This window comes from Bordetella genomosp. 1 (assembly GCF_002261335.1).
In the GTDB taxonomy this organism is placed as follows: Bacteria; Pseudomonadota; Gammaproteobacteria; order Burkholderiales; family Burkholderiaceae_B; genus Bordetella.
The window spans coordinates 1,136,386-1,156,176 of record NZ_NEVL01000003.1 but is presented as its reverse complement, the minus strand read 5'-3'; the positions used below and the strand labels follow the sequence as shown (position 1 = coordinate 1,156,176).

The following is a 19,791-nucleotide window of genomic DNA, read 5'->3' as shown; positions in this document are numbered from 1 at the left end:
TGAAAAGTGGGCTTACTCGATCAGCGTGGTCATGGAGGCCAGCTGGCGCAGTTCCTCGACGATCTCGTCGAGGCGGTCCTGGATGCGGCCTTCGCTGGCCACGAAATCGCGGCCCGGCAACCAGGTGAGGTCCGAACCGTTGACGGCGCACATCGCCAGGCCGGGGCCGGCGATCTTGCGGAATTCCGAGGCGCTGCGGATCTGGCCGTCCTCGTCGCTGTCCTCGTCGCTGCCGGTCACGATCAGGTAGAAGCGCAGGCCGCGGGCGCGGAAGCTGTTGCACAGGCTGGCGAAGCGGCGCGTGATCAGCGGGGCGTCGTCGCAGGCCGTGCCGTTGCTGTCGCAACCATCGGTGGGGCTGCCGACCTCGCCGTTGTAGGCGTCTGAGTCGAACCAGCGCTGGCCGGTGGAATTGACCAGCATCACGATCGCCTTGATGTGGTCGCCCGCGCCTTCGTCGAAGTCCTTGGGCAGCTCGTCGGGCAGGGCCCAGCCCGAGCCGCCCCGAAACGCCGGGGCGAGCGACATCGCGCTCCAGCCCATGGCGATGGCGTAGTTCACGTTGAAGCGCGTCGACATCTCGTCGAGGCGGCGGTCGAGCTTGGCCTGGTCGTTGGTGAGCGGCAGCAGGGCCGCGCTCGGGCAGCCGCGGTCGGCGGTCATCCAGCGCGTGTCGTTCACGCCGGTGGCCTGGCCGAAGTCCGGGTTGGGGCCGACCCAGCTGATGGGCGGCGCGCCCGGGCTGCCGTTGTCGGGCAGGTCATGGCGGTAATACACCTTGAACTGGCTGGTGGGCGCCTGGTCCCAGAAGTAGTTCTGGTTGCGCGCCAGGCCGCGATACATGCACAGCAGCTGCGCGCGGCGGTCGGGGATGCGCGGATCGGCCAGGCTGCCGTAGCCCGAGCGGAACAGCGAGGTCAGCTCCACCGGATTGAGCGCGCCGGCCGCGGCCCAGTTGCGCAGCCGGCCCGGCTGCGCCGGGTCGAACACATTGACCGACTGGCTGTACGGCACCAGCGAGATCCAGGTGGTCTCGGTGTCCTTGAGCAGGTCGGCGGTGAAGGCCTTCCCGAGGCGGCGCAGGGCCGCCAGGTTGCGGGCGTCCTCGCTCAGCGTGTTGGGCAGCGTGAGCGCCACTTCCAGCGTCAGGTCGCGCGAGATGGCGGCCGAGCGCACCGACACGGCGCGGGCCAGCACGCTGCCGAGCATGGACGTGGCCTTGTAGCGCGCGGTGATGCGCGCGCCCGGGGTCGAGTCGCGCTGGATCGCCTCGGTCGTGATCTCGAGCTCGCGCCGCAGCTGTTCGTGGTCCATGCCCAGGTTGCTGGCCACGTAGCGCTCGGCGATCGCCTGGATGTCGGCCTCGCGGTTGCCGGCGCGCGCCATCGATGCGGCCAGCGCCGCGGCATCCGTGGCGCGCTTGAGCTGCCCGGAGTCGGCCACCATGCGCACGATGTCCGAGGACAGGGCGGCCAGCGTCATGACGCCGCCGATCAGGAGCAGCAGGACCACGGCGGCGGCGCCGCGCTGGCGCTCGGGTCGGAATACGGGGAATCGGTGTTTCATGTGTCGGAGGCGCCGGCGGCCAGGCCGTTGGCGTCGCTTTCGCCCTGCAGCTCGGTGTCCAGCTTGATGGTGCGGTGGGAGGACGGGAAGATGGCGTCGGTCTTGAGCACGTCGGGTATGCCCAGGCCGGAGAACAGCGCGACCTCGTCGGTGCGGCGGCATGAGCGCACCATCACCATGCCGGGCGCGGCGGTCGTGTCGTCGCGGCGGCTGTCGTCGGGCAGCGTGCCCTCGTAGATGCCGCCCACGGCCGGCGCTTCGCAGAGGTTCTCGGCGCCGCCGCGGATCAGGCCCCAGCTCACGCTGCCGTCGACCTGCACGTTCAGCACGTAGATCTGCTGGTCGGCCTCGTGGCCCTGCATCGCGACCTTGGCCAGCGCGTCCAGCCCGGCGCCGGTCAGCTCGCGCTGCGCTGCCAGGTTCACGGCCAGCGTACCCGCGGTGTTTTCGAGGCGGATGCGTTCGGTGTGGATGCGCTGGATGTCGGCGCCCAGCAGGCCCACGCCCAGCAGGATCGGCAGCACCAGCGCGGCCTCCACGGCGAAGGCGCCGCGTTGGCGCGCCTGCCGGCCTGCCCGCGCGGTGGCGCGCTTCATTGCTGCGCTCCGGTGGCCTGCGGCAGATAGGCCAGCACCTGCTCGTAGCGATAGCGGAACGCGCTGCTGTCCACGCCGAGCAGGCGCGGCAGCGGCGTGATGAAGTTCTTGCGGATGTCCACCGACACGCGCCAGGCCGGCTGGGTCGAGGTCGCGGCCGGGGCGTTCTCTTCATTGGCCGCGTTGCCGCCGCCCAGCGCGTCGAGCGAGGTGAAACGCTCGATCTCCACGGTGGCGATGTCGGTGTCGTCCAGGTAGTTGTGCGAGGCGGCCACCATGCGCTTGCGCAGCTGGCTTTCCATGGCGTCGCCCTGCAGCGAGCCGTTGATGCTGTCCTGGCGGAACTGCTGGATGGCGCGGTCGAGCGCGCCGGCGCCCACGTTGATCGTGAGGCCGATGTTGGCGAGTTCCATGAACATCATGGCGGCCGCGATGATGACCGGCAGCACATAGGCCGCCTCCACCGACAGCACGCCGCGCTGGCGCCGCGCGGACGGGAGCAGACGCTTAGCCACGTTGTTCCTTCTCCTGGGCGCGCAGCGGCAGCAGCTGGCGGCTGGCGGCCAGCAGTTCTTCGGCCACCGAGGCGCCGTCGCGGATGCGTTGACGATGCTGGCCGAAGGCGGCGAGCGCCTGCGCGGTCTGTTCCTCGCCCATGAACGAGGCCAGTGTCTTGCGCGCGCCGGCCTCGTCGCCCTGCATGGCCTGGGCGAAGGCGAGGTTCAGCTTGAGCGTGGGCAGCTGGGCCGCGTCGGTCTGCGACAGCAGGCGCACGGCCTGGGCGGTGTCGCCGCTGGCCAGGTGCGACAGCGCCAGGTTGTTGAGCACGCGGTTGTTGGCGGGATCGAGCTCGAGCGCCTGCGACAGCAGCTTGCGCGCCTCGTCGTGCTGGCCGCGCGCGTCGAGCAGCACGCCCTTGGCGTTGAGCGCCGCGATGTTGTTCGGGTCGGCGCGGAGCGTGCAGTCGAAGTCGGCGAGCGCCGCGTCGGTCTGGGCCAGCGCCATGCGGGCCCGGCCCAGGCCGTTGCACAGCGTGGCGGTGGCGGGCGCGCTGAGCGAGGTGCCACTCTCCGTGATGGCGCGGCGCGCGCGGCCGAACAATGCCAGGCTGTCGGCGGGCGTCTGCACCTGGGCGGCCACGCTGGCGTACTCCAGCATCTCCAGCGGCTTGAGGCTGCCGCGCTGTTCCAGCTGCGCGTAGATGCCGGCCGCCCCTTCGAAGCGGCCCTGGTCGCGCAACAGGCGCGCCAGCTTCATGCCCTCGGCGGCCACCTCGGCCTGGTCGGCGGGCGGCTTGGGCGCTGGCGCGCCCTGGCCGGTGGGCGTGGCGGGCAGGTTGCGGGTGCCGGTGCCGGGGCCCGAATCGGCCTTGATCGTGATGCCGCCGCAGGCCGACAGCGTGGTCAGCATCAGGCACGCGGCCAGCCGCCGGGCCAGGGCGTGGACGGGGAGGGCGATTTCGAATGTCATTGCATCAGGGTCCGGACGACGCGCATCAGCGCGGGGGTGGCGACGATGGCGACCACGGGGGGCAGGATCAGGGTCATGAGCGGCACGCTGAGCTGGGCCGGCAGCTTGCCGGCCTTCTCTTCCAGCTCGAGGATGAGGCGGCTGCGGCTTTCTTCGGCGATGGTGCGCAAGGCCTGGGCCAGCGGGGTGCCGTAGCGCTCGGCCTGCACCAGCGACCCCACCATGCTTTCGATCGAGGGCACGCGGGTGCGCTCGGCCAGGTGCCGCAGCGCGGCGGCGCGGTCGGGCAGCAACTGCAGTTCGGCGCTGGTGTAGGCCAGCTCGTCGGCCATCACCGGCGCGCTGAACGCCAGCTCGCGCGACACCACCTTCAGGATGCGCGGGAACGGCAGGCCGGCCTCGGCGCAGATCACCATCAGGTCGAGCGCGTCGGGCATGCTGCGCGACAGCGCTTCGAGACGGCGAGCGGCGCGCGACTTCACCAGCAGCTCCGGGAAGGTGGTGCCCACGAACAGGGCGACCAGCCCGACGGCCAGGCCGGTCATGCCGAAGCGGGTCTGGGGGCTGGTGAACAGCGCGATGCCGAGCGCGACGAACAGCACGCCGCTGGCGTACTTGGCCGCCATCAGCAGGCCCAGGGCCTCGCGCCGGCGCCAGCCGGCGCGGGTGAGCAGCCGCTCGTTGGCGCTGCGGTCCTGCGCCGTGCCGGCCAGCTTGTCGCCGAACTCGGCCACGGCCTGCCACACGCCCGGCAGCGGCGTGCGGTCATCCAGCGCGATCGACACCGCGGCCTCGGGCGCCTCGGCGGCCTCGGTGGTGTCGAGCCGTTCGTGCAGGGGATTGCGGCGGGCCTGGGCGCGCAGCAGCCACAGCAGCAGCGCGAGTCCGGCCAGGAAGATCAGGAACAGCAGGGGAGCCAGGGGATCGGAAAACATAGCGGCGTTCAGCGGATGCGCTTGACCATGAGGTGGGTGATCAGCAGGCCCAGCCCCACGCTGGCGGCGGCGTACAGCATCACCTTGATGCCGACGCTGTCGTTGAACATGAAGCGGAAATCCTCGGGCGAGTTGAGATACATGTAGAGCAGCACGCCCGGCACCAGCAGGGCCACGATCTTGGCCGAGGCGCGGGCCTCGGAGGTCTTGGCCTTGACCTTCATGCCAAGTTCGGCGCGGGCGCGCAGCGTGGCCGACAGCCGTTCCAGCGTGTCGCCCAGGCGGCCGCCCGATTCCTGGCTGATGATCAGGATCACGGCGAAGAAGCGGTATTCCTGCAGCGGAATGCGCGCCGCCGAGCTCTGCATCGCCGCCTTGAGCGGCACGCCCAGCTTGAGCCAGTTTTCGATCTCGCGCAGTTCCGGCGCGAGCGGGCCGTGCAGGTGATCGGCGGCGATGCCGAACGCGCTCTGCAGCGGCACGCCGGAGCGGCAGATGCGGGTGATGGCGTCGATCGCCTCGGGCAGCGAGCGGGTCAGCAGTTCCAGGTGGGCGCTCATGGCGCGCTGGTAGGCCAGGGTGCACAGCAGCACCCACAGCAGCGGCGCCGACAGCAGGATCAGCGAGGCCGGCGTGCCGGTCATGCGTGCCAGCGCCAGGGCGCCGACCAGCGCGATCGCGGCGGCCGCCAGCAGGCGTTTGCGCAGGGTCTTGGTCCAGCCCAGGGCCCGCACGCCGTCGCGCAGGCGTTCGGCGTGGCCGCTCAGCCTGGGCCAGCGGGCGAACATCGGGGCCTGGCCCGGCAGCGAGATCGAATCCGGGTTCAACGCGGCCGCGGCGACGCCGCTCTCGCGCTCGACCTGCTCGCGCAGGCCGGCCAGGCGCAGCGCCATGGCGTCGGCGCGGCGCTGGCGGCGGCTGGTGGCGCGTGCGGTGTAGAACACCACCAGCACGAGCATGAAAATGATCAGGGTGAAGAGATCGAGCATGTCGGGTCGGGTCGGCGGATCAGAGGAGATCCTGGTCGAACAGGTGCGCCTTGTCGGTGTAGAAGTTCGGCCGCAGGCCGCTGCCGGCGTGCTCGCCCAGCACCTGGGTGGCGCTGCCGCCCGGGCGCGAGCGGAACGCATGCAGCTCCTGGGTCTGGATCACTTCTTCCTCCATGCCGCAGATCTCGACGATGGACACCACGCGGCGCGCACCGTCGCGCATGCGCTCGATCTGCACGATCAGGTCCACCGCGCTGGCGATCTGGCGCCGGATGGCCGGCAGCGGCAGCTGCATGTTGGCCATCATCACCATGTTCTCCAGCCGCATCAGCGCGTCGCGCGGGGTGTTGGCGTGCACCGTGCAGAGCGAGCCGTCGTGGCCGGTGTTCATGGCCTGCAGCATGTCGAAGCATTCGCCGCCCCGCACTTCGCCGAGGATGATGCGGTCGGGCCGCATCCGCAGCGCGTTCTTCATCAGGTCGCGCTGGTCGATGCGGCCGGTGCCCTCGGCGCTTTCCGGGCGGGTCTCGAGCCGGATCACATGCACCTGCTGCAGCTGCAGCTCGGCCGCGTCCTCGATCGTGATGATGCGTTCGAGCGGGCTGATCTTCTGCGACAGGGCGTTGAGCAGGGTGGTCTTGCCCGCGCCCGTGCCGCCCGAGACGATGATGTTCAGCCGCGCTTCCATGGCGCGCTTGAGCACCAGGGCCATGTCCATCGACATCGCGCCGCGCTGCGCCAGCGACTCCAGCGACAGGTCGCGCCGCATGAACTTGCGGATCGAGATCGTGGTGCCGTCGAGCGCCAGCGGGTGCGTGATCACGTTCACGCGGCTGCCATCGGGCAGGCGCGCGTCCACCATCGGATTGGCCTCGTCGATGCGGCGCCCCACGCGCGCGGCGATGCGCTGCGCGGTGTTGAACACGTGCTCTTCATCGATGAAGGTGATCGGCGTGAGCTCGAGCTTGCCGAAGCGCTCGACGAAGATCTGGCCCGCGCCGTTCACGAGGATGTCGTTGACCGTATCGTCGTCGAGCAGCGGTTCGATCGGGCCCACGCCCACCATCTCGTCCAGCATCTGGCGCGAGATCAGTTCCTCTTCCGGGCCCGACAGTTGCAGCCGCTGCTCGTCGCAGATGCGCCGGATCAGCGTGTCGATCTGCGCCTGCAGCTTGTCGCGCGGCATCACCGCGGCCTTGAGCGGATCGATCTGGGTGAACAGCTCGTCGCGGATCACGCGGCGCTGGGCGGACTGCTCCGCGTTCATCGAGGGCGCCTGCGGCTTGATCGGCGTGACGCCGGTCCTGGCCGGCGCGGCCTTGGCCGCGGGCTGCGGGGCCGCGGCGTAGGCCTTGGCCGGTGCCGGCGCGGCCGGGGCGGCGGGCGCCGGCGTGGGCGCCACGGCGGCGGGAGCGGGCGCCGGCTGGGCGGCGGGAGGCGGGGGGGCGGGTTTGCGGCGAGGCAGCATCATGTCGGGGCTCGGGGATCGGAGGCCTCAGGCACGCGCGGAGGCGCGCGGGCGGGCGGCAGGGGCGGGGCGCGAGAGCCAGGCGCGCAGGCGTTGCGCCACGCCTTCCGGCGCGGCCTCGCCCGTGCTTTCCGGCAGGCCCAGCACGCGCGCGCCGAGCCGCGCCACGGCCTGGCCATAGGCCGAGCCCGGCGCCACGGCGAGCGGGCCCTGCAGCAGGCTCTGCGACAGCGCGTTGCCGGCATACGGCAGGTGCAGGTCGATGGCGCGGCCTACGAAGTCTTCGAACTGGGCGAATTCCATGTCCGGCCGGCCGGCGTCGCGCGCCCCGCTCGCCACCAGCAACAGGCGCTGGCCGCCGCTCTCATCGCCCAGCTGCCTGAGCAGGCGATGCGTGTTGCGCGCGCCCTGCACGGTGAGCTCGGTCAGCACCACGCGGATGTCCGCATGGGCCAGCACCTCGTCCGCGCCGTTGGGGCGGTGCGAGGGCAGGTCCCACAGCGACAGCGAGAACAGCTGGCACAGCACGGCGCCCAGCTCCAGCACGCGTTCGGCCTCCACGGGCGTCTCGGCGCCGGGCTGCTGGGCCAGCAGATGCAGGCGGGTGGGCACGTCGGTGTCTTCCACCTTCAGCGCGAGCAGCGTGCGTTGCAGCAGACGCGGATCGATCTCGGGCGCGGCCAGCAGGCTCGCCAGGCCGGCGTCGGCCTGCAGGCCGAGCAGCAGCGGCAGGTCGCCCTTGCGCCGATCGAAGTCCACCATCACGGTCGGGGTCTGGCGCGACTGCGCCAGCCACCCGCCCAGCGCGGCGGTCAGCGTGCTCACGCCGACGCCGCCGGCCGAGCCGGTGAAGGCCACGGTGCGGCCGGCGCGGGCCGCGCCGCCATGGCCCAGCGGTGCGTCATCATCGGCGCGCGCGAGCGTGCCGGCCAGCAGGTCGAGCCGCGGCGGCGTGGTGAGATAGTCGAAGATGCCGGCCTGCAGCAACTGGCGGTAGAGGTCCACGTCCTGCGCCTGGCCCAGCGCCACGATGCGGCAGGCCGGGCCGGCCTGCGCGGCCAGCTCCAGCAGGGCCGACAGCGGATGGGCATGGCCGCCGATGTCGATCAGCAGAATCGACGGCGGCGTGTTGCGGGCGCACCATTGCATGGCCTCGGCGGGCCCGCCGGCCTGCAGCACGGAAGGCGCGCGGCGCAGGCGTTCGAGCTGTTCGCCGATGATCTTGAGATCGGCGGGGGCGGCGAACACGGCCGGGCCCGCGAGCGAGAAGTCGGTGGTGGAGGATTGCGTGTCGCTCATGGCCGTCAATTGTCGAAGTCGATATCGATCAGATCGCGGATCTCGCCGGTCTGATAGCGTTCCACGGCGCCGGCCGCGGCCTTGCCGTCCGCGCCTTCCAGCGTGCGCGGGCGCGACAGGTCGCGCGGGTCGGTGGTCATGCGCGCCAGGTTGGCGCGGTTGGCGCAGCCCAACTGGCCCACGCCGTAGTACGGATGCACCGTGACCTGGTGCGGCCGGGCCAGGCCGCAGTGGGCCAGGTCCAGCGCGAGCGATTCGGATTGCAGCTCCAGGTCCCAGCCGGCGTCGGCGGCCTCGGCCATGCGTTCGGCGTCCAGCGGCAGCGGCATCACGCGCGGCTCGCGCGCGCCGGCGCGGCCCAGGGCCTGCGCCACGCGTTGCGCCACGGCGGCGCCATCGGCGTTGAAGGGCGTGAGCGTGATGACCTGGTCTTCGATGCGGCCCTGCCGCGTCAGCAGCGCGTTGGCCTGGCGCATCGATTCGGGCGTGAGGCCCTGGCCGTCGGGCGTGACCTGCATGGCCAGCGCGACCGCGCTGGGCTGGGCCTGCGCGGCCTGCGGGATGCGGTTGTCGCCGAAGCGCTTGGCGCGCACGGCGTTGATGGGCGTGTCGCAGCCGGCCAGCACCACGATCAGGGCCAGGGGGAGCAGGCACTTGAGCGCCGGGCGGAACGGAATACGGTTCGTTGCGTGTTGCATGAGTTCTTCCTGGGCGGCGTTCAGTACAGGTAGCCGATGGAGGCCTGCTGGGGCAGCAGCTCCTTGATGCCGGGCAGGTCCTGGCCGGGCACCTGCAGTTCGCCGGCCGAGACGGGATCGACCACGTTGGCCGACACCAGGATCACCAGCTCGGTCTCGTCCTTGGCCGACACCTCGTGTTCGAACAGGCGGCCGATCAGGGGAATGCTGCTCAGGCCCGGCACGCCCGACATGGTCTGGGCCTGGGTCGAGCGCAGCATGCCGGCCAGCGCGAAGCTCTGGCCGCTCGCCAGCTCGACCGTGGTGTCGGCGCGGCGCACCTTCAGCGCGGGGATCGAGATGCCTTCCAGCGTGACGGCGCCGTCCTCGGTGAGTTCGCTCACTTCGGGGGCGATGTGCAGGCTGATGCGGTTGGCCGACAGCAGGGTCGGCGTCATGCGCAGGATCACGCCGTACGACTTGAAGTCGATCTGCACGTTGTTGTTGGTGATGATGACGATCGGCACCTCGCCGCCCGCGGCGAAGGCCGCGCTTTCGCCCGACATGGCCGTGAGGTTGGGCTCGGCCAGCACGGTGGCGAAGCCTTCCGACGACAGGGCCGAGATCAGGCCGCCCATGGTGAAACGCCCGCGCGTGACCATGCCGCCCACGCCCAGGCGGGCGGTGGTGCGGCCGGGGATCAGCTGCGAGAAGTTGCGGCCCGTGAGCGAGTCGAACAGCGAGGCGTTGACCGTGCCGCTCACCGGGGCGAAGGCGCCGCCGGCCGCGCCGGTCACCACGCCGAACGCGCCGCTGCCCGAGTTGAGCGTGGCGGCCCAGTCGAAGCCGAGTTCGTGCGACAGGGTGCGCGAAACTTCCACCACGCGCACCTGGATGTTGATCTGCGACGAGAGTTCGACCTTCAGCTGGTTGATGACGGCGTCGCGATTGTTGGCGCCGCCGCCACCCCCGCCGCCGCCGCCGCCCTGGCCGGCCGGCGAGGCCGCCAGGCCGTCGAGGTACGACTGCACCTGGTCCACCACCTGGCGCGACTCGATCGGCGTGCGCACCTTGCCGCGCACGATGATGCGGTTGTTCATCGACGGCTCGAGCGTGATGTCGGCGCCGGGCACCGCGCGCAGGATCTGTTCGCGCAGCGCGCTCAGGTCATGCTCGGCCACCACCTTGATGGCGGCGATCACATTGTCCTGCGCGTCCAGCGCATAGAGCGTGGTGGTGCCCACGGCCTGCGCGAACACGAAGATGTTGTTGGGCGAGGGCACCTGGAAGCTGGCGATGCGCGGGTCCGCCACCAGCACCTTGGCGGCGTCGCGCTTGAGCTTGAGCAGATGGCCTTCGCGCACGTTCAGCGTGATCACGCCGGTGGGCTGCACCTGTTGCAGGGCGGCGGGCGCGGGCGCCGCGGACTTGGCCGCGGGCGCCGGCGGGGCGGCGTGGGCCGCGCCGGCCACGCAGAGGGCGGTGGCGAGGCACAGGCGGGCGAGCGTCGCGTCCGCGCCCGGTCGGGTCAGAGAGTGGGTCATGGAGAAATCGGAGGAGCGGGCCGGAATGGGCGCGGGCTGGGCCGCGCTGGAGCGAGAGAGGCGCATGGCGGTCACGGACGGCTGCGGTACGTCTGCACCGTCTGGTTGGTGCCCTGGAACACATTGACGATCTGCGGCGCCGTGTTGTCGAACACGGCGGTGGCGTCCTTCAGGCGGGTCACGTCGCGCGTCGCGGTCTTGGGCGCGTCTTCGTCGTGCAGGCTCAGCAGCGCCACCTGCATCGTGCCGACCTGGCGCGCCAGCGCCAGGCGCTCGGCGTCCTCGGTGCTGACCTCCAGCGTGATGCTGCCGTAGTACAGGGTCTTGGGCGAGGGCTGGCCGCGCGACGCCTGGTTGCGCCGCGCCACCGCGTCGGTGGGCGCTTCCATGTCGGTCAGCGGCGCCGCCGACGAAGCGTTGTTGTTCATGGCCAGCACGCGCACGTCGCGCACGATGGTCTGCGAGGCGAGCGCGGTGTACACGCTGTTGGGTACGCGTTCCATCGGCGGATCCAGGTCGATCCGGTCCAGGCTCAGGATCACGTCGACGCGGTCGCCCGCATTGACCAGGCCCGAGTTGCTCGACACCACGTTGATCGGGATCGACACGGCGCGCTTGCCCGGCGTGATCACCGCGGCCAGGAAGCCGGGCTCGCCCGGGTACACCAGCGCGGCGCGGGTCAGGTTCTGGCCGTTCTCGAGCGGCTGGCGCACGGCGGCGCCGTACACGTCGCGCTCGATGGCGCGGCGGCCCGCGTCGTTGGCCGCGGAGTAGTCATCGGCGCGCACGTCGTCGCCCGGCACTTCCTTCCAGGTCAGGACCTTGAACGTTTCGCTCTTGATGAACTGGCCCGCCTCGAGCGGCGCCTGGGCCGTCAGCACATAGCGGACCGGCGCCTTCTGCGCGGGGACTTCGACGGGCACTTCCTTGACGATCGTCACGGGAGGGGGCGGGCGCATCAGGGCGCGGCCGACGAGCGCGGCGCCCGCGGCCAGCGTGATCGCCGAGGCGAGCAGAATCAAGGAACGCGTTTTCATATCAAATAGGATTGATTTGCACTTTTATTTACGACTGGAGCAAGACCGGCCCGCGCGGGCCACCTGCGTGACGGGTCAGACCTTAGATGTGGCTCCAGAGGGCGAAGGCGCCGCCGCAGGCGATCGCGAGCCCGTAGGGAATGCCTTGCACCGGCTGCGCCTGGAGCGCATGCGGCACAGGGAAGAGGGGGGCCGGCAGCAGCGTGTTGAGCTGCAGCAGCCCGAGGCCGAGACCGCGTTCCACCATGCGCAGCCAGGGCAGCACGAGGGCGAGCACGCCGCCCGCCAGCGAGGTCACGACCAGGAACACGAAGGTCTGGTCGCCCAGCCAGAGCGAGAGCACCGCCATGAGCTTGACGTCGCCGGCGCCCATCCAGCCCATGCTGAACAGGAAGAAGCCGATGACCATCACGCCCGCCGCGGCGAGCACGCCGGTCAGCATCGAGGCGCGCACGTCCGCGTCAGCGCCCTGCAGCAGCGTCCAGCCGGCGTAGGCCGCCCAGGCCAGCAACAGCGCCAGCACCCAGCGATTGCTGATGCGGCGATAGAGCAGGTCGGAGACGGCCAGCCAGGCCAGGACGGGCAGCACGATGAGTGCGGGCAAAGACAGGCCCATGACGCGTTCGCTCAGCCGCCCGTCTTGGTGTCGGTGCCGGCTTCGGTGATGTCGGAAGCGATTGCGTCGAACTTGTTGCGCAGGGCGGTGATGAAGGCGCCGTCGGAGCCGAAGATCACGCCAACGGCCGCAGCCATGGCGGCGGCGAGGATGCCGTATTCAATGGCGGTCACGCCGCTTTCGTCGCGAAGGAATTGTCGGATTCGGGAAGTCATGTGGCTATCTGCAAAAAAGGAGGATCGGCGCATGGCGCGGCGCAAGCGAAACGGGCCAGCATCCGCACAGGCGGTATTAGGACTCATTTGCATACACTCGGGCAACAGCTGGATCATTAAGGTTTGTTCAGGAACAGGTCGGCGGCGTGCTGTGCGCGGCTTGCTGCGGCAGGCGCAGCACCGCCATCAGGCCGCGTGCGCGCGGCTGCGCGGGGCCGGCGAGATCGTTGTCGGTGAGCACCAGCGTGCCGTCGTGCAGCGCCGCCACGGCCTGCACCAGCGGCAGGCCCAACCCATGGCCCGTGATGCTGCGGTCTCGCGTGAGGCGGCGAAAGCGCTGCACCGCCTGGCCGCGCTGGTCGGTCTCGATCCCCGGGCCCTCGTCGGCCACGCCCAGTTCCACGCCCGCGGCGTGAGGGCGCGCGAGCAGCGTGATGGTGCTGCCGGCGGGCGCGTACTTGATGGCGTTGTCGAGCAGATTGATGAGCGCCTGGAACAGCAGCGCGCGATCGCCCGACAGGCGCAGCGCTGGATCGGCGAGGGTCTCGATGCGCAGCTGCCGTTCGTCGGCCAGCACGCTGTAGTAGTCCTGCATGTCGTCGAACAGCCGGCGGGCGTCGATCAGGTCGCACTCGTGATGGCAGCGCCCGGTCTCGATCTCGCTGATCCGCATCACCGTGCGGAACAGGTACTGGATGTGCCGGATCTCTTCCTCGGCCCGCTCCACTTCCTCGCTCAGCGCGGCGTTGCCCAGCGCCATGTCGGCCACGTTGGAGAGCCGCTGCTGCAGCCGCGTGAGCGGCGTGCGCAGCTCGTGGGCGATGTGGTTGGCGGCGTTGCGCACCTCCTCCATCAGGAAGTCGATGCGCTCGAGCGCGGCGTTCACGTCCTTGCCGAGCTGGTCGAATTCGTCGTGCCGGCCCAGCAGCGTGACGCGGGTCTCGGTCTCGCCACGCGCGAAGCGTGCCATGGCCTGGCGGATGCGATTGATGCGCTTGGTCGCGTCGAAGCTGGAATACATGCCCACGCCGAGACTCAGCAGCAGGGCGGTGAACACGCTCAGCCCCACCACCAGCGGCACGGGGTAGATGCGGTTGAGCATGGGCAGGATGTCGTAGGCCACGATGTAGCGGCCGCCCTGCGGCAGCGGATAGGCGTAGCCCAGCCACTCGCGCATGCCGTCAACCCCGTTGCGCGCGCTGCGCAGCCAGCCGTTGCAGGCGCGCCCCGGCGCGGGGCACAGGTCGGGCGACAGCAGTTCGTCCAGCCCATAGACCAGCGCGCCGTCGGGGGCCTCGACCGCCACGGCGCGCTCGCGGCGCGGCGTCGTCACTTCGAGGTGCCCCAGTTGCAGGGCCAGCTGCTGCACGGCGTCGCGGCCGCCGGGCGCCTGGCGGGCGCGGATTTCGGCCGTGATCATGTCCTTCACGTGGCGGATCATCACCTGCTCGAGCAGATTCTGGCCCCAGCCGATCGAGGTGAGCGTGACCAGCAGGAAGATGAACGCCACGCACGAGGCCTGGCGGAAATGGCTGTTGTAGAGCGCGGCGGGGCTGTCGGCCTGCGCGGCCGCGCTGTGTGCGCGCTCGCCGCGCCAGAACGACGCCCAGGCGCTGGCGGCGCGCGGCAAGCGCCGGCGCAGGCCGGCGGTGGCAATGCTCAAATTCATGATCCGGCCTTCAACCCAATACGTAGCCCGCTGCCCGTACGGTCTTCAACAGCGGCCGGGTGAAGTCTTTGTCGATCTTGGAACGCAGCTTGGAGACGTGCACGTCGATCAGATTGGTGCGCGGGTCGAACTGCAGGCCCCACACCTTTTCGAGCAGCATGTCGCGCGGCACCGTCTGGCCGGCGTGCTCGGCCAGCGTGCTGAGCAGCAGGAATTCCTTGTCGGTGAGCGTGATGGGCCGGCCCGAGCGCGTGACCTTGCGCCGCACCAGGTCGATCTGCAGGTCATCCACGCAGAGCTGGGTGCCGCCATGCTGGGCGTCGTCGCTGCGGCGGATCAGCAGCTCCATGCGCACCAGCAGCTCGTGGAAGTCGAAGGGCTTGCCGAGATAGTCCTGGGCGCCGGCGCGCAGGCCTTCGACGCGCTGCGAGGCCTGGTCGACCGCGGACAGGATGATGATGGGCGGGTGGGGGCGGCCGCTGAGCCGGCGCAGCACCTCCAGGCCGTCGATGCCGGGCAGCATGCGATCCAGCACGATGATGTCGAAGGCCTCGCTGTTGAGCAGGCTCAGCGCATCCTCGCCGCAGTCCACCGGCGAGCAATGGTGCCCGCTCGATTGGAACTTGTGGGTCAGCCAGTAACTGACCTTGCTGTCGTCTTCGACCAGCAGAATTCGCATGCTATTTCCTCGCCGAACTGTAGCGTTGCCTGACAGGACGGGCATAGACCCGGACTGCGTCCCGTGCCGTCAGACGATCGGATTGGGGCCAGCGCTTTCTGCATCATCCTAATCCGCGGTTTCATGTTGTTCGGCAAACTTAAGCAAACTTAATGATACTCTAAATAGAAATAGTTTTCATTACTATACAATGGCAACATGTATCCGAGCGGCCCGAAACCCCGTGTTTCACCCGTGCGCCGCCCCTTTGGAAGCTCCATGTTGATGTTGTCACTGCGCCTCGGACGGGCGCGCGGCCGCCGTGGCCAGGCCGCGGCGCTGGCCGTATCCGTGCTGTGCCTGGGCGCCGCGGCCGGCATGGCCCGCGCGGCCGATGTGTATGTGTCATACGACGCCGAGGGCGTGGCGCGCTTCGCCCCGCGCGCCGTCGACGCCAGCTATCGCCTGCTGTTCAAGGACCTGCGCTCGCCGGTGGCAGCCGCGGGGCGCCTGCGCGAGCCCGCCGTCGAGGTCGAGCAGGCCCTGCGCGCCGCGGCGGCACGCCACGGCGTGGACTACGCCTTGCTCTATGCGGTGGCGGGGGCGGAGTCGGGTTTCAACACGGCAGCGATCTCGCCCAAGGGCGCGATCGGCCTGATGCAGATCATGCCGGACACCGGCCGGCGTTATGGCGTTCCGGGCGCCGATGGCGAGGCGCTGCGCGCCAACCTGCAGCAGTTGCACGTCAACGTCGACGCCGGCACGCGCTATCTGCGCGACCTGCTCAATCTGTTCGATGGCGACACGGCACTGGCCGTGGCGGCGTACAACGCGGGGGAGGGCGCGGTGAAGCGCTACGGCAACCGTATCCCGCCGTTCGACGAGACGCAGACCTACGTGACGCGGGTGATGGGCACGCTGGGCCAGCCGCTGGCCGCGGCCGCCGCACCGCCCGCGCCGTCAGCGCAGGCGCAATCAACGTCGGCGCAATCGACGTCGGCGCAATCGACGTCGGCACGCCAGGCCCCGGCCGGCGGCGACGGCCGGCTCACGATCGTGCCCGGCCGCCATGTGCCGCGCGCCGGGCGGCCCGCGGTGCAGGTCTATCTGGGCGCAAGCCAGGAGATCCAGCGCTTCGAAGGCGGCTTCGCCACGGCGCGCTGATCGGCGGCCGTGGCGTGCGGGCTCATGCGTTGCGATTCCTGGCGTTGCCCTGACGCGCCTTGAAGCGCGGATTCGATTTGCAGATCACGTAGATGCGGCCGCGACGGCGCACGACCTGGCAGTCGCGGTGGCGCGTCTTGGCGTCTTTCAGGGAAGAGAGGACCTTCATGGGGACTCCTTGAGTCAGTGGGATCAACAGGTTCGCGGCATGGGCTCGGCGCGACGGGTTGGGCCAGACAGGTGCGGGCCCCCACGCCCTCTGCGGCGCCAGCAATCGGCCAGAATAATCGCAATGTTATAACATAGCATTAATAGCGGAAAAGCCAGGCCTGCGTCGGCAGGCAATGCAATGGCTACACTTGCGCCTTCCGCCACTTGCACGCAGCCACGCCATGAGCGCAGACGATTCCATCAAAGCCGTTCTCATCGACCCGGCCATGAGCCACCCCGAAGCGGGCAAGCCGCGCCGTCCGTTGACGGGCGATGCCGCGTTTCTTTCGCAGACCGCGTTCGCGGCGCGTGAGGGCAAGGTGGAATCGGGGATCTGGGAAAGTTCTGCGGGCTCGTTCCGGTCCAACACCACGGGCTACGTGGAGTTCGGCCACATCCTGGAAGGGTCGGCGCGACTGGTCGATCCGGACGGCACCGTGCACGCGCTCACGCCGGGCACCTCGTTCGTCATGCCCGAGGGTTACACCGGCCACTGGGAAGTGGACGAGCGCGTGAAGAAGGTCTACTTCATCACGCGCTTCTGATCGCGCGCCGCGCGTGTTCTGGTCAGCGGCCGCGCCGGGAGGCGGGCCGTCGGGCAGGCTGGGCGCGGTCCAGCGCGGCCTGCAGGCCGGCGCCGTCGCCGCCGAGTCGATGCTCGGCTGCGCCGGCATCGCTCATCACCACCAGCACCTCGGCGGGCGCCGCGCTGCGCGAGAGATACAGGTGGCCCACGCCGCTGTCGAAGTAAGCGGTTTCGTTGCGCGCCAGGATCAGCGATTCGCCGGTCTCGTAGCGGATCTCGACCTCGCCCGCCAACACCATCAGGAACTCCTGGCCCGCATGGCGCACGAAGCCGTCGAACTCGGCGGCGTCGCGCGCGAGGATGCGGCCATACATCGGCGTCATGCTGCGCGCCGGATATTGCGCGGCCAGCAGTTTGTAGTCGTAGGGGCCTGTGTGATAGCCGGGTGCATCGGCCAGGGTGCTGCGCAGCGGGCCGGGCGTGCCGGCGCCGCGCGGCGCCGGGCCGAACAATTGGCCGATGTCCACCTCGAGCGCGCGGGCCACCGCGGCGAACTTCTCGTAGCTGATCGACACCTGGCCCAACTCCATCTTGGAGAGGGTCGAGAGCGCCACGCCGGTGCGGTCGGACAGCTCGCGCAACGTCAGCGCGCCGGCCTTGCGCAGCGCGCGCAGTCGCATTCCCAGGCTCTTGCGGTCGGCCAGGATATCGGCGGCGGGCGGGGCGGCGGGGGCGGCGGGCATGGGGGAGGGCGTGCCTGGCGGGGACAAAGTCTCGGGATTTTCCCTTAAAACCGGCGTTGGCCGGCCGGTTTGGCCATTGTGACCGTTGACGGCGGATTTGTCATATTTGAGAATTCTCATATCCGAGAATTTTAAGGGCAGGATGCGGGCTTATGGATACGCAGGAATTCGATGTGGTGATCGTGGGCGCGGGCATTGCGGGGGCGTCGCTGGCCTACCGCCTCGCCGGCCGCCGGCGGGTGTTGATGCTGGAGCGCGAGAGCCAGCCGGGCTATCACGCCACGGGCCGTTCCGCGGCGATGTTCATGGAAACCTACGGCACGCCGCAGATCCAGGCGCTCACGCGGGCCAGCCGCGACTTCTATCGGCAGCCGCCGCAGGGGTTCACCGATGCCGCGCTGCTGCATCCGCGCGGCTGTCTCTACATCGCCAGCGAGGCGCAGCGCGACGAGCTCGACGCCGCCTTCGCCGCGGCGAGCCGACTGGCCGGCAACGTGCAACGCCTGACGCCCGCCGAGGCCCATGCCATGGTGCCGTGCCTGCGCGACGAGGCCGTGGCGGCCGGCGCCATGTACGAGGCCGAGGCGCAGGACCTTGACGTGCATGCCTTGCACCAGGGCTTCCTGGCCGGCGCGCGCCGCGCGGGTGCCGAGCTGCGCTGCAATGCCGCGCTGGCCGCGGCCGCCTGGCGGGGCGAGGCGTGGGCGATCACGCTCGCGGACGGCACGTTCCTGCGCGCTGCCGTGCTGGTCGACGCGGCGGGCGCCTGGGCCGACGAAGTCGCGACCCTGTGCGGCGCGCGGCCGGTGGGCCTGCAGCCGTGCCGCCGCAGCGCGTTCACCTTCCCGGCCCCCGACGGCGCCGACATCGCGGCCTGGCCCGCGGTGGTCGGCATCGACGAGAGTTTCTATTTCAAGCCCGACGCGGGCCAGTTGCTCGGATCGCCGGCCAACGCCGACCCGGTCGCGCCGCACGACGTGGTGGCCGAAGAGCTCGACGTGGCCACCGGCATCTATCACATCGAGACGGCCACCACGCTCACCATCCGGCGTCCCTCGCACGTCTGGGCCGGGCTGCGTTCGTTCGTGGCCGATGGCGACCTGGTGATCGGCTTCGACGACGCGCAGCCGGGATTCTTCTGGCTGGCGGCCCAGGGGGGCTACGGCATCCAGTCGGCCGCCGGCGTGTCGGCGCTGGCGGCGTCGCTGCTGCTGGGCGAGGCGTTGCCTCCGGCGCTGGCGCGCGAGGGCGTGGACCCGGGCGCGCTTGCGCCGGCGCGGCTGCGCGCCGACTGAATGCGTTTTTCTGCCGCATCCATGAACGACAAGGGGACAACCATGTTCAAGCATCGCAGGAAGTTTCTCGCGGCCGGCGCCGCGCTCGGCATGGCGCTGGCGGCCGCCGGCGTGCAGGCGGCGGGCTATCCCGACCGGCCGATCCAGCTGGTGGTGCCATACCCGCCCGGCGGCGCGGGCGACGTGTTGAGCCGCATCCTGGCCAAGCGCCTCGGCCAGGAGTTGGGGCAGACCGTGATCGTGGAGAATCGCGCGGGCGCGGGCACCATCCTGGGCGCGCAGTACGTGGCGCGGGCCCATGCCGATGGCTACACGCTGCTGATCAGCTCGGGCACCACCTTCACGGTGAATCCGGCCGTGTACGACAAGTTGCCCTACGACCCGGCCAAGGATTTCCAGCCGGTCGGCATGGTGGGGCGCGCGGCGCTGATCCTGGTGGCCAACCCGAGCCAACCGTATTCGGACGTGCAGGGACTGGTTGCGGCCGCAAACAAAACCGGCGACAAGTTTTCGTACGGCTCGTTCGGCATCGGCACCGTGTCGCACTTTGCCGGCGAGATGTTCCAGCAGGCGGCCGGCACCCGCATGACGCACATCCCGTACAAGGGCAGCTCGCCGGCCATGACCGACCTGATCGGCGGCCAGATTCCGATCCTGTTCGACACCGTGGTCGCGGCCCTGCCGCAGATCAAGTCGGGCAAGGTCAAGCCGCTGGCCGTGACCACGCCCACGCGTTCGTCCTTCCTGCCCGACGTGCCGACCATGGCCGAAGCTGACTATCCCGACGTATCGATGGACACCTGGATCGGCATCTTCGCCCCGCGCGCGACGCCCGCCGACGTCGTCACCCGACTCAACCGCGCCCTCACCGCCGCGCTGAACGACCCCGACACCCGCACCCAGATGCAAGCCACAGGCTTCGAAGCCACCCCCCTGGACGGCGCCGCCGTCGCCCACGTTATCGCCGAAGAAACCCCTCGCTACGCCCAGATCGCCAGACGCGCAGGCATCAAGGCCCAATAACCTCCGCACCCCCAAACAAAGGTGTCAGACTGCATTTTTCCCGCACCCGCGATCCCCAACAAAGGTGTCAGACTGCATTTTTCTTGCCCCT

The 19,791-nt window shown here is 70.2% G+C and carries 21 protein-coding genes; 4 read left to right on the top strand and 17 right to left on the bottom strand.

All coding sequences use genetic code 11. The annotated features are described in order from the left end of the window. Positions 1-12: 12 nt before the first annotated feature. The 15 genes from CEG14_RS13705 to CEG14_RS13635 all read right to left on the bottom strand — a co-directional run bounded on the left by CEG14_RS13705 (position 13) and on the right by CEG14_RS13635 (position 14,760). Entirely contained in the window at positions 13-1,566 is a 1,554-nt protein-coding gene (locus CEG14_RS13705) for a hypothetical protein (protein WP_094826894.1), read from the bottom strand. Beyond that, positions 1,563-2,162 carry a TadE/TadG family type IV pilus assembly protein gene (locus CEG14_RS13700; protein ID WP_094826893.1) on the bottom strand — a complete coding sequence of 200 codons (600 nt, stop codon included), beginning with the start codon at positions 2,160-2,162 and terminating at the stop codon, positions 1,563-1,565. Before CEG14_RS13700 ends, CEG14_RS13705 begins: the two co-directional genes overlap by 4 nt. Continuing rightward, on the bottom strand, positions 2,159-2,677 hold the full coding sequence (locus tag CEG14_RS13695; protein WP_256985695.1) for a hypothetical protein: 519 nt from the start codon (positions 2,675-2,677) through the stop codon (positions 2,159-2,161). The genes CEG14_RS13700 and CEG14_RS13695 overlap by 4 nt, the downstream gene beginning before the upstream one ends. Next, positions 2,670-3,632 (bottom strand): tetratricopeptide repeat protein, encoded by a 963-nt coding sequence (locus tag CEG14_RS13690; protein WP_094826892.1) that lies wholly within the window; start codon positions 3,630-3,632, stop codon positions 2,670-2,672. Before CEG14_RS13690 ends, CEG14_RS13695 begins: the two co-directional genes overlap by 8 nt. Further along, the gene (locus tag CEG14_RS13685) at positions 3,629-4,567 is read right to left on the bottom strand and encodes a type II secretion system F family protein (RefSeq protein WP_094826891.1); all 939 of its coding nucleotides are present in this window, start codon (positions 4,565-4,567) and stop codon (positions 3,629-3,631) included. The genes CEG14_RS13690 and CEG14_RS13685 overlap by 4 nt, the downstream gene beginning before the upstream one ends. Before the next feature lie 8 nt (positions 4,568-4,575). Beyond that, positions 4,576-5,556 (bottom strand): type II secretion system F family protein, encoded by a 981-nt coding sequence (locus CEG14_RS13680; protein ID WP_094826890.1) that lies wholly within the window; start codon positions 5,554-5,556, stop codon positions 4,576-4,578. A 19-nt stretch (positions 5,557-5,575) separates the two neighbouring features. Beyond that, positions 5,576-7,027 (bottom strand): CpaF family protein, encoded by a 1,452-nt coding sequence (locus tag CEG14_RS13675; protein WP_094826889.1) that lies wholly within the window; start codon positions 7,025-7,027, stop codon positions 5,576-5,578. Between the two features lie 24 nt (positions 7,028-7,051). Beyond that, the gene (locus CEG14_RS13670; RefSeq protein ID WP_094826888.1) at positions 7,052-8,323 is read right to left on the bottom strand and encodes an AAA family ATPase; all 1,272 of its coding nucleotides are present in this window, start codon (positions 8,321-8,323) and stop codon (positions 7,052-7,054) included. Positions 8,324-8,328: 5 nt separating this feature from the next. Then, positions 8,329-9,021: a CpaD family pilus assembly lipoprotein gene (locus CEG14_RS13665; protein WP_094826887.1), complete on the bottom strand. Its 693-nt coding sequence runs from the start codon at positions 9,019-9,021 to the stop codon at positions 8,329-8,331. A gap of 20 nt (positions 9,022-9,041) precedes the next feature. Further along, a complete protein-coding gene (locus tag CEG14_RS13660) occupies positions 9,042-10,544 on the bottom strand; it encodes a type II and III secretion system protein family protein (protein WP_094826886.1) in 1,503 nt (500 codons plus the stop codon). 71 nt (positions 10,545-10,615) lie between these two features. Further along, positions 10,616-11,581 carry a Flp pilus assembly protein CpaB gene (cpaB, locus tag CEG14_RS13655; RefSeq protein WP_094826885.1) on the bottom strand — a complete coding sequence of 322 codons (966 nt, stop codon included), beginning with the start codon at positions 11,579-11,581 and terminating at the stop codon, positions 10,616-10,618. Positions 11,582-11,663: 82 nt separating this feature from the next. Beyond that, positions 11,664-12,197: an A24 family peptidase gene (locus tag CEG14_RS13650; protein ID WP_094826884.1), complete on the bottom strand. Its 534-nt coding sequence runs from the start codon at positions 12,195-12,197 to the stop codon at positions 11,664-11,666. A gap of 11 nt (positions 12,198-12,208) precedes the next feature. Continuing rightward, positions 12,209-12,499 (bottom strand): Flp family type IVb pilin, encoded by a 291-nt coding sequence (locus tag CEG14_RS13645; RefSeq protein WP_256985693.1) that lies wholly within the window; start codon positions 12,497-12,499, stop codon positions 12,209-12,211. Between the two features lie 40 nt (positions 12,500-12,539). Then, positions 12,540-14,081: a sensor histidine kinase gene (locus CEG14_RS13640; protein ID WP_094826882.1), complete on the bottom strand. Its 1,542-nt coding sequence runs from the start codon at positions 14,079-14,081 to the stop codon at positions 12,540-12,542. A gap of 10 nt (positions 14,082-14,091) precedes the next feature. Beyond that, positions 14,092-14,760 (bottom strand): response regulator transcription factor, encoded by a 669-nt coding sequence (locus CEG14_RS13635; RefSeq protein WP_094826881.1) that lies wholly within the window; start codon positions 14,758-14,760, stop codon positions 14,092-14,094. A gap of 258 nt (positions 14,761-15,018) precedes the next feature. Between CEG14_RS13635 and CEG14_RS13630 the strand changes: the two genes are divergently transcribed. Then, entirely contained in the window at positions 15,019-15,903 is an 885-nt protein-coding gene (locus tag CEG14_RS13630) for a lytic transglycosylase domain-containing protein (RefSeq protein WP_179280596.1), read from the top strand. Positions 15,904-15,925: 22 nt separating this feature from the next. On the opposite strand, the gene ykgO is transcribed toward CEG14_RS13630, so the two are convergent. After that, complete coding sequence (gene ykgO, locus CEG14_RS13625) at positions 15,926-16,072, bottom strand: type B 50S ribosomal protein L36 (protein ID WP_094826879.1); 147 nt, start codon at positions 16,070-16,072, stop codon at positions 15,926-15,928. A gap of 223 nt (positions 16,073-16,295) precedes the next feature. On the opposite strand from ykgO, the gene CEG14_RS13620 reads away from it, so the two are divergent. Continuing rightward, positions 16,296-16,658: a cupin domain-containing protein gene (locus CEG14_RS13620; RefSeq protein ID WP_094826878.1), complete on the top strand. Its 363-nt coding sequence runs from the start codon at positions 16,296-16,298 to the stop codon at positions 16,656-16,658. Between the two features lie 22 nt (positions 16,659-16,680). On the opposite strand, the gene CEG14_RS13615 is transcribed toward CEG14_RS13620, so the two are convergent. Next, positions 16,681-17,382, bottom strand: a complete 702-nt coding sequence (locus CEG14_RS13615; RefSeq protein ID WP_094826877.1) for a helix-turn-helix domain-containing protein — start codon at positions 17,380-17,382, stop codon at positions 16,681-16,683. A 152-nt stretch (positions 17,383-17,534) separates the two neighbouring features. On the opposite strand from CEG14_RS13615, the gene CEG14_RS13610 reads away from it, so the two are divergent. Together CEG14_RS13610 and CEG14_RS13605 are read left to right on the top strand one after the other, a co-directional pair. Next, positions 17,535-18,677, top strand: coding sequence for an NAD(P)/FAD-dependent oxidoreductase (locus CEG14_RS13610; protein WP_094826876.1), 1,143 nt, complete (start codon positions 17,535-17,537; stop codon positions 18,675-18,677). A 42-nt stretch (positions 18,678-18,719) separates the two neighbouring features. Next, positions 18,720-19,700, top strand: coding sequence for a Bug family tripartite tricarboxylate transporter substrate binding protein (locus tag CEG14_RS13605; protein ID WP_094826875.1), 981 nt, complete (start codon positions 18,720-18,722; stop codon positions 19,698-19,700). Positions 19,701-19,791: the final 91 nt, after the last annotated feature.

Excerpts from the sequence above, each read along its gene's own strand:
- CEG14_RS13700 (WP_094826893.1), bottom strand. The coding sequence starts at position 2,162 with ATGAAGCGCGCCACCGCGCGGGCAGGCCGGCAGGCGCGCCAACGCGGC.
- CEG14_RS13675 (WP_094826889.1), bottom strand. The coding sequence starts at position 7,027 with ATGATGCTGCCTCGCCGCAAACCCGCCCCCCCGCCTCCCGCCGCCCAG.
- CEG14_RS13685 (WP_094826891.1), bottom strand. The coding sequence starts at position 4,567 with ATGTTTTCCGATCCCCTGGCTCCCCTGCTGTTCCTGATCTTCCTGGCC.
- CEG14_RS13615 (WP_094826877.1), bottom strand. The coding sequence starts at position 17,382 with ATGCCCGCCGCCCCCGCCGCCCCGCCCGCCGCCGATATCCTGGCCGAC.
- CEG14_RS13665 (WP_094826887.1), bottom strand. The coding sequence starts at position 9,021 with ATGCAACACGCAACGAACCGTATTCCGTTCCGCCCGGCGCTCAAGTGC.
- CEG14_RS13650 (WP_094826884.1), bottom strand. The coding sequence starts at position 12,197 with ATGGGCCTGTCTTTGCCCGCACTCATCGTGCTGCCCGTCCTGGCCTGG.
- CEG14_RS13705 (WP_094826894.1), bottom strand. The coding sequence starts at position 1,566 with ATGAAACACCGATTCCCCGTATTCCGACCCGAGCGCCAGCGCGGCGCC.
- CEG14_RS13605 (WP_094826875.1), top strand. The coding sequence starts at position 18,720 with ATGTTCAAGCATCGCAGGAAGTTTCTCGCGGCCGGCGCCGCGCTCGGC.
- CEG14_RS13670 (WP_094826888.1), bottom strand. The coding sequence starts at position 8,323 with ATGAGCGACACGCAATCCTCCACCACCGACTTCTCGCTCGCGGGCCCG.
- ykgO (WP_094826879.1), bottom strand. The coding sequence starts at position 16,072 with ATGAAGGTCCTCTCTTCCCTGAAAGACGCCAAGACGCGCCACCGCGAC.
- CEG14_RS13645 (WP_256985693.1), bottom strand. The coding sequence starts at position 12,499 with ATGAGTCCTAATACCGCCTGTGCGGATGCTGGCCCGTTTCGCTTGCGC.
- CEG14_RS13610 (WP_094826876.1), top strand. The coding sequence starts at position 17,535 with ATGGATACGCAGGAATTCGATGTGGTGATCGTGGGCGCGGGCATTGCG.
- CEG14_RS13690 (WP_094826892.1), bottom strand. The coding sequence starts at position 3,632 with ATGACATTCGAAATCGCCCTCCCCGTCCACGCCCTGGCCCGGCGGCTG.
- CEG14_RS13620 (WP_094826878.1), top strand. The coding sequence starts at position 16,296 with ATGAGCGCAGACGATTCCATCAAAGCCGTTCTCATCGACCCGGCCATG.
- cpaB (WP_094826885.1), bottom strand. The coding sequence starts at position 11,581 with ATGAAAACGCGTTCCTTGATTCTGCTCGCCTCGGCGATCACGCTGGCC.
- CEG14_RS13630 (WP_179280596.1), top strand. The coding sequence starts at position 15,019 with ATGTTGATGTTGTCACTGCGCCTCGGACGGGCGCGCGGCCGCCGTGGC.
- CEG14_RS13640 (WP_094826882.1), bottom strand. The coding sequence starts at position 14,081 with ATGAATTTGAGCATTGCCACCGCCGGCCTGCGCCGGCGCTTGCCGCGC.
- CEG14_RS13680 (WP_094826890.1), bottom strand. The coding sequence starts at position 5,556 with ATGCTCGATCTCTTCACCCTGATCATTTTCATGCTCGTGCTGGTGGTG.
- CEG14_RS13635 (WP_094826881.1), bottom strand. The coding sequence starts at position 14,760 with ATGCGAATTCTGCTGGTCGAAGACGACAGCAAGGTCAGTTACTGGCTG.
- CEG14_RS13660 (WP_094826886.1), bottom strand. The coding sequence starts at position 10,544 with ATGACCCACTCTCTGACCCGACCGGGCGCGGACGCGACGCTCGCCCGC.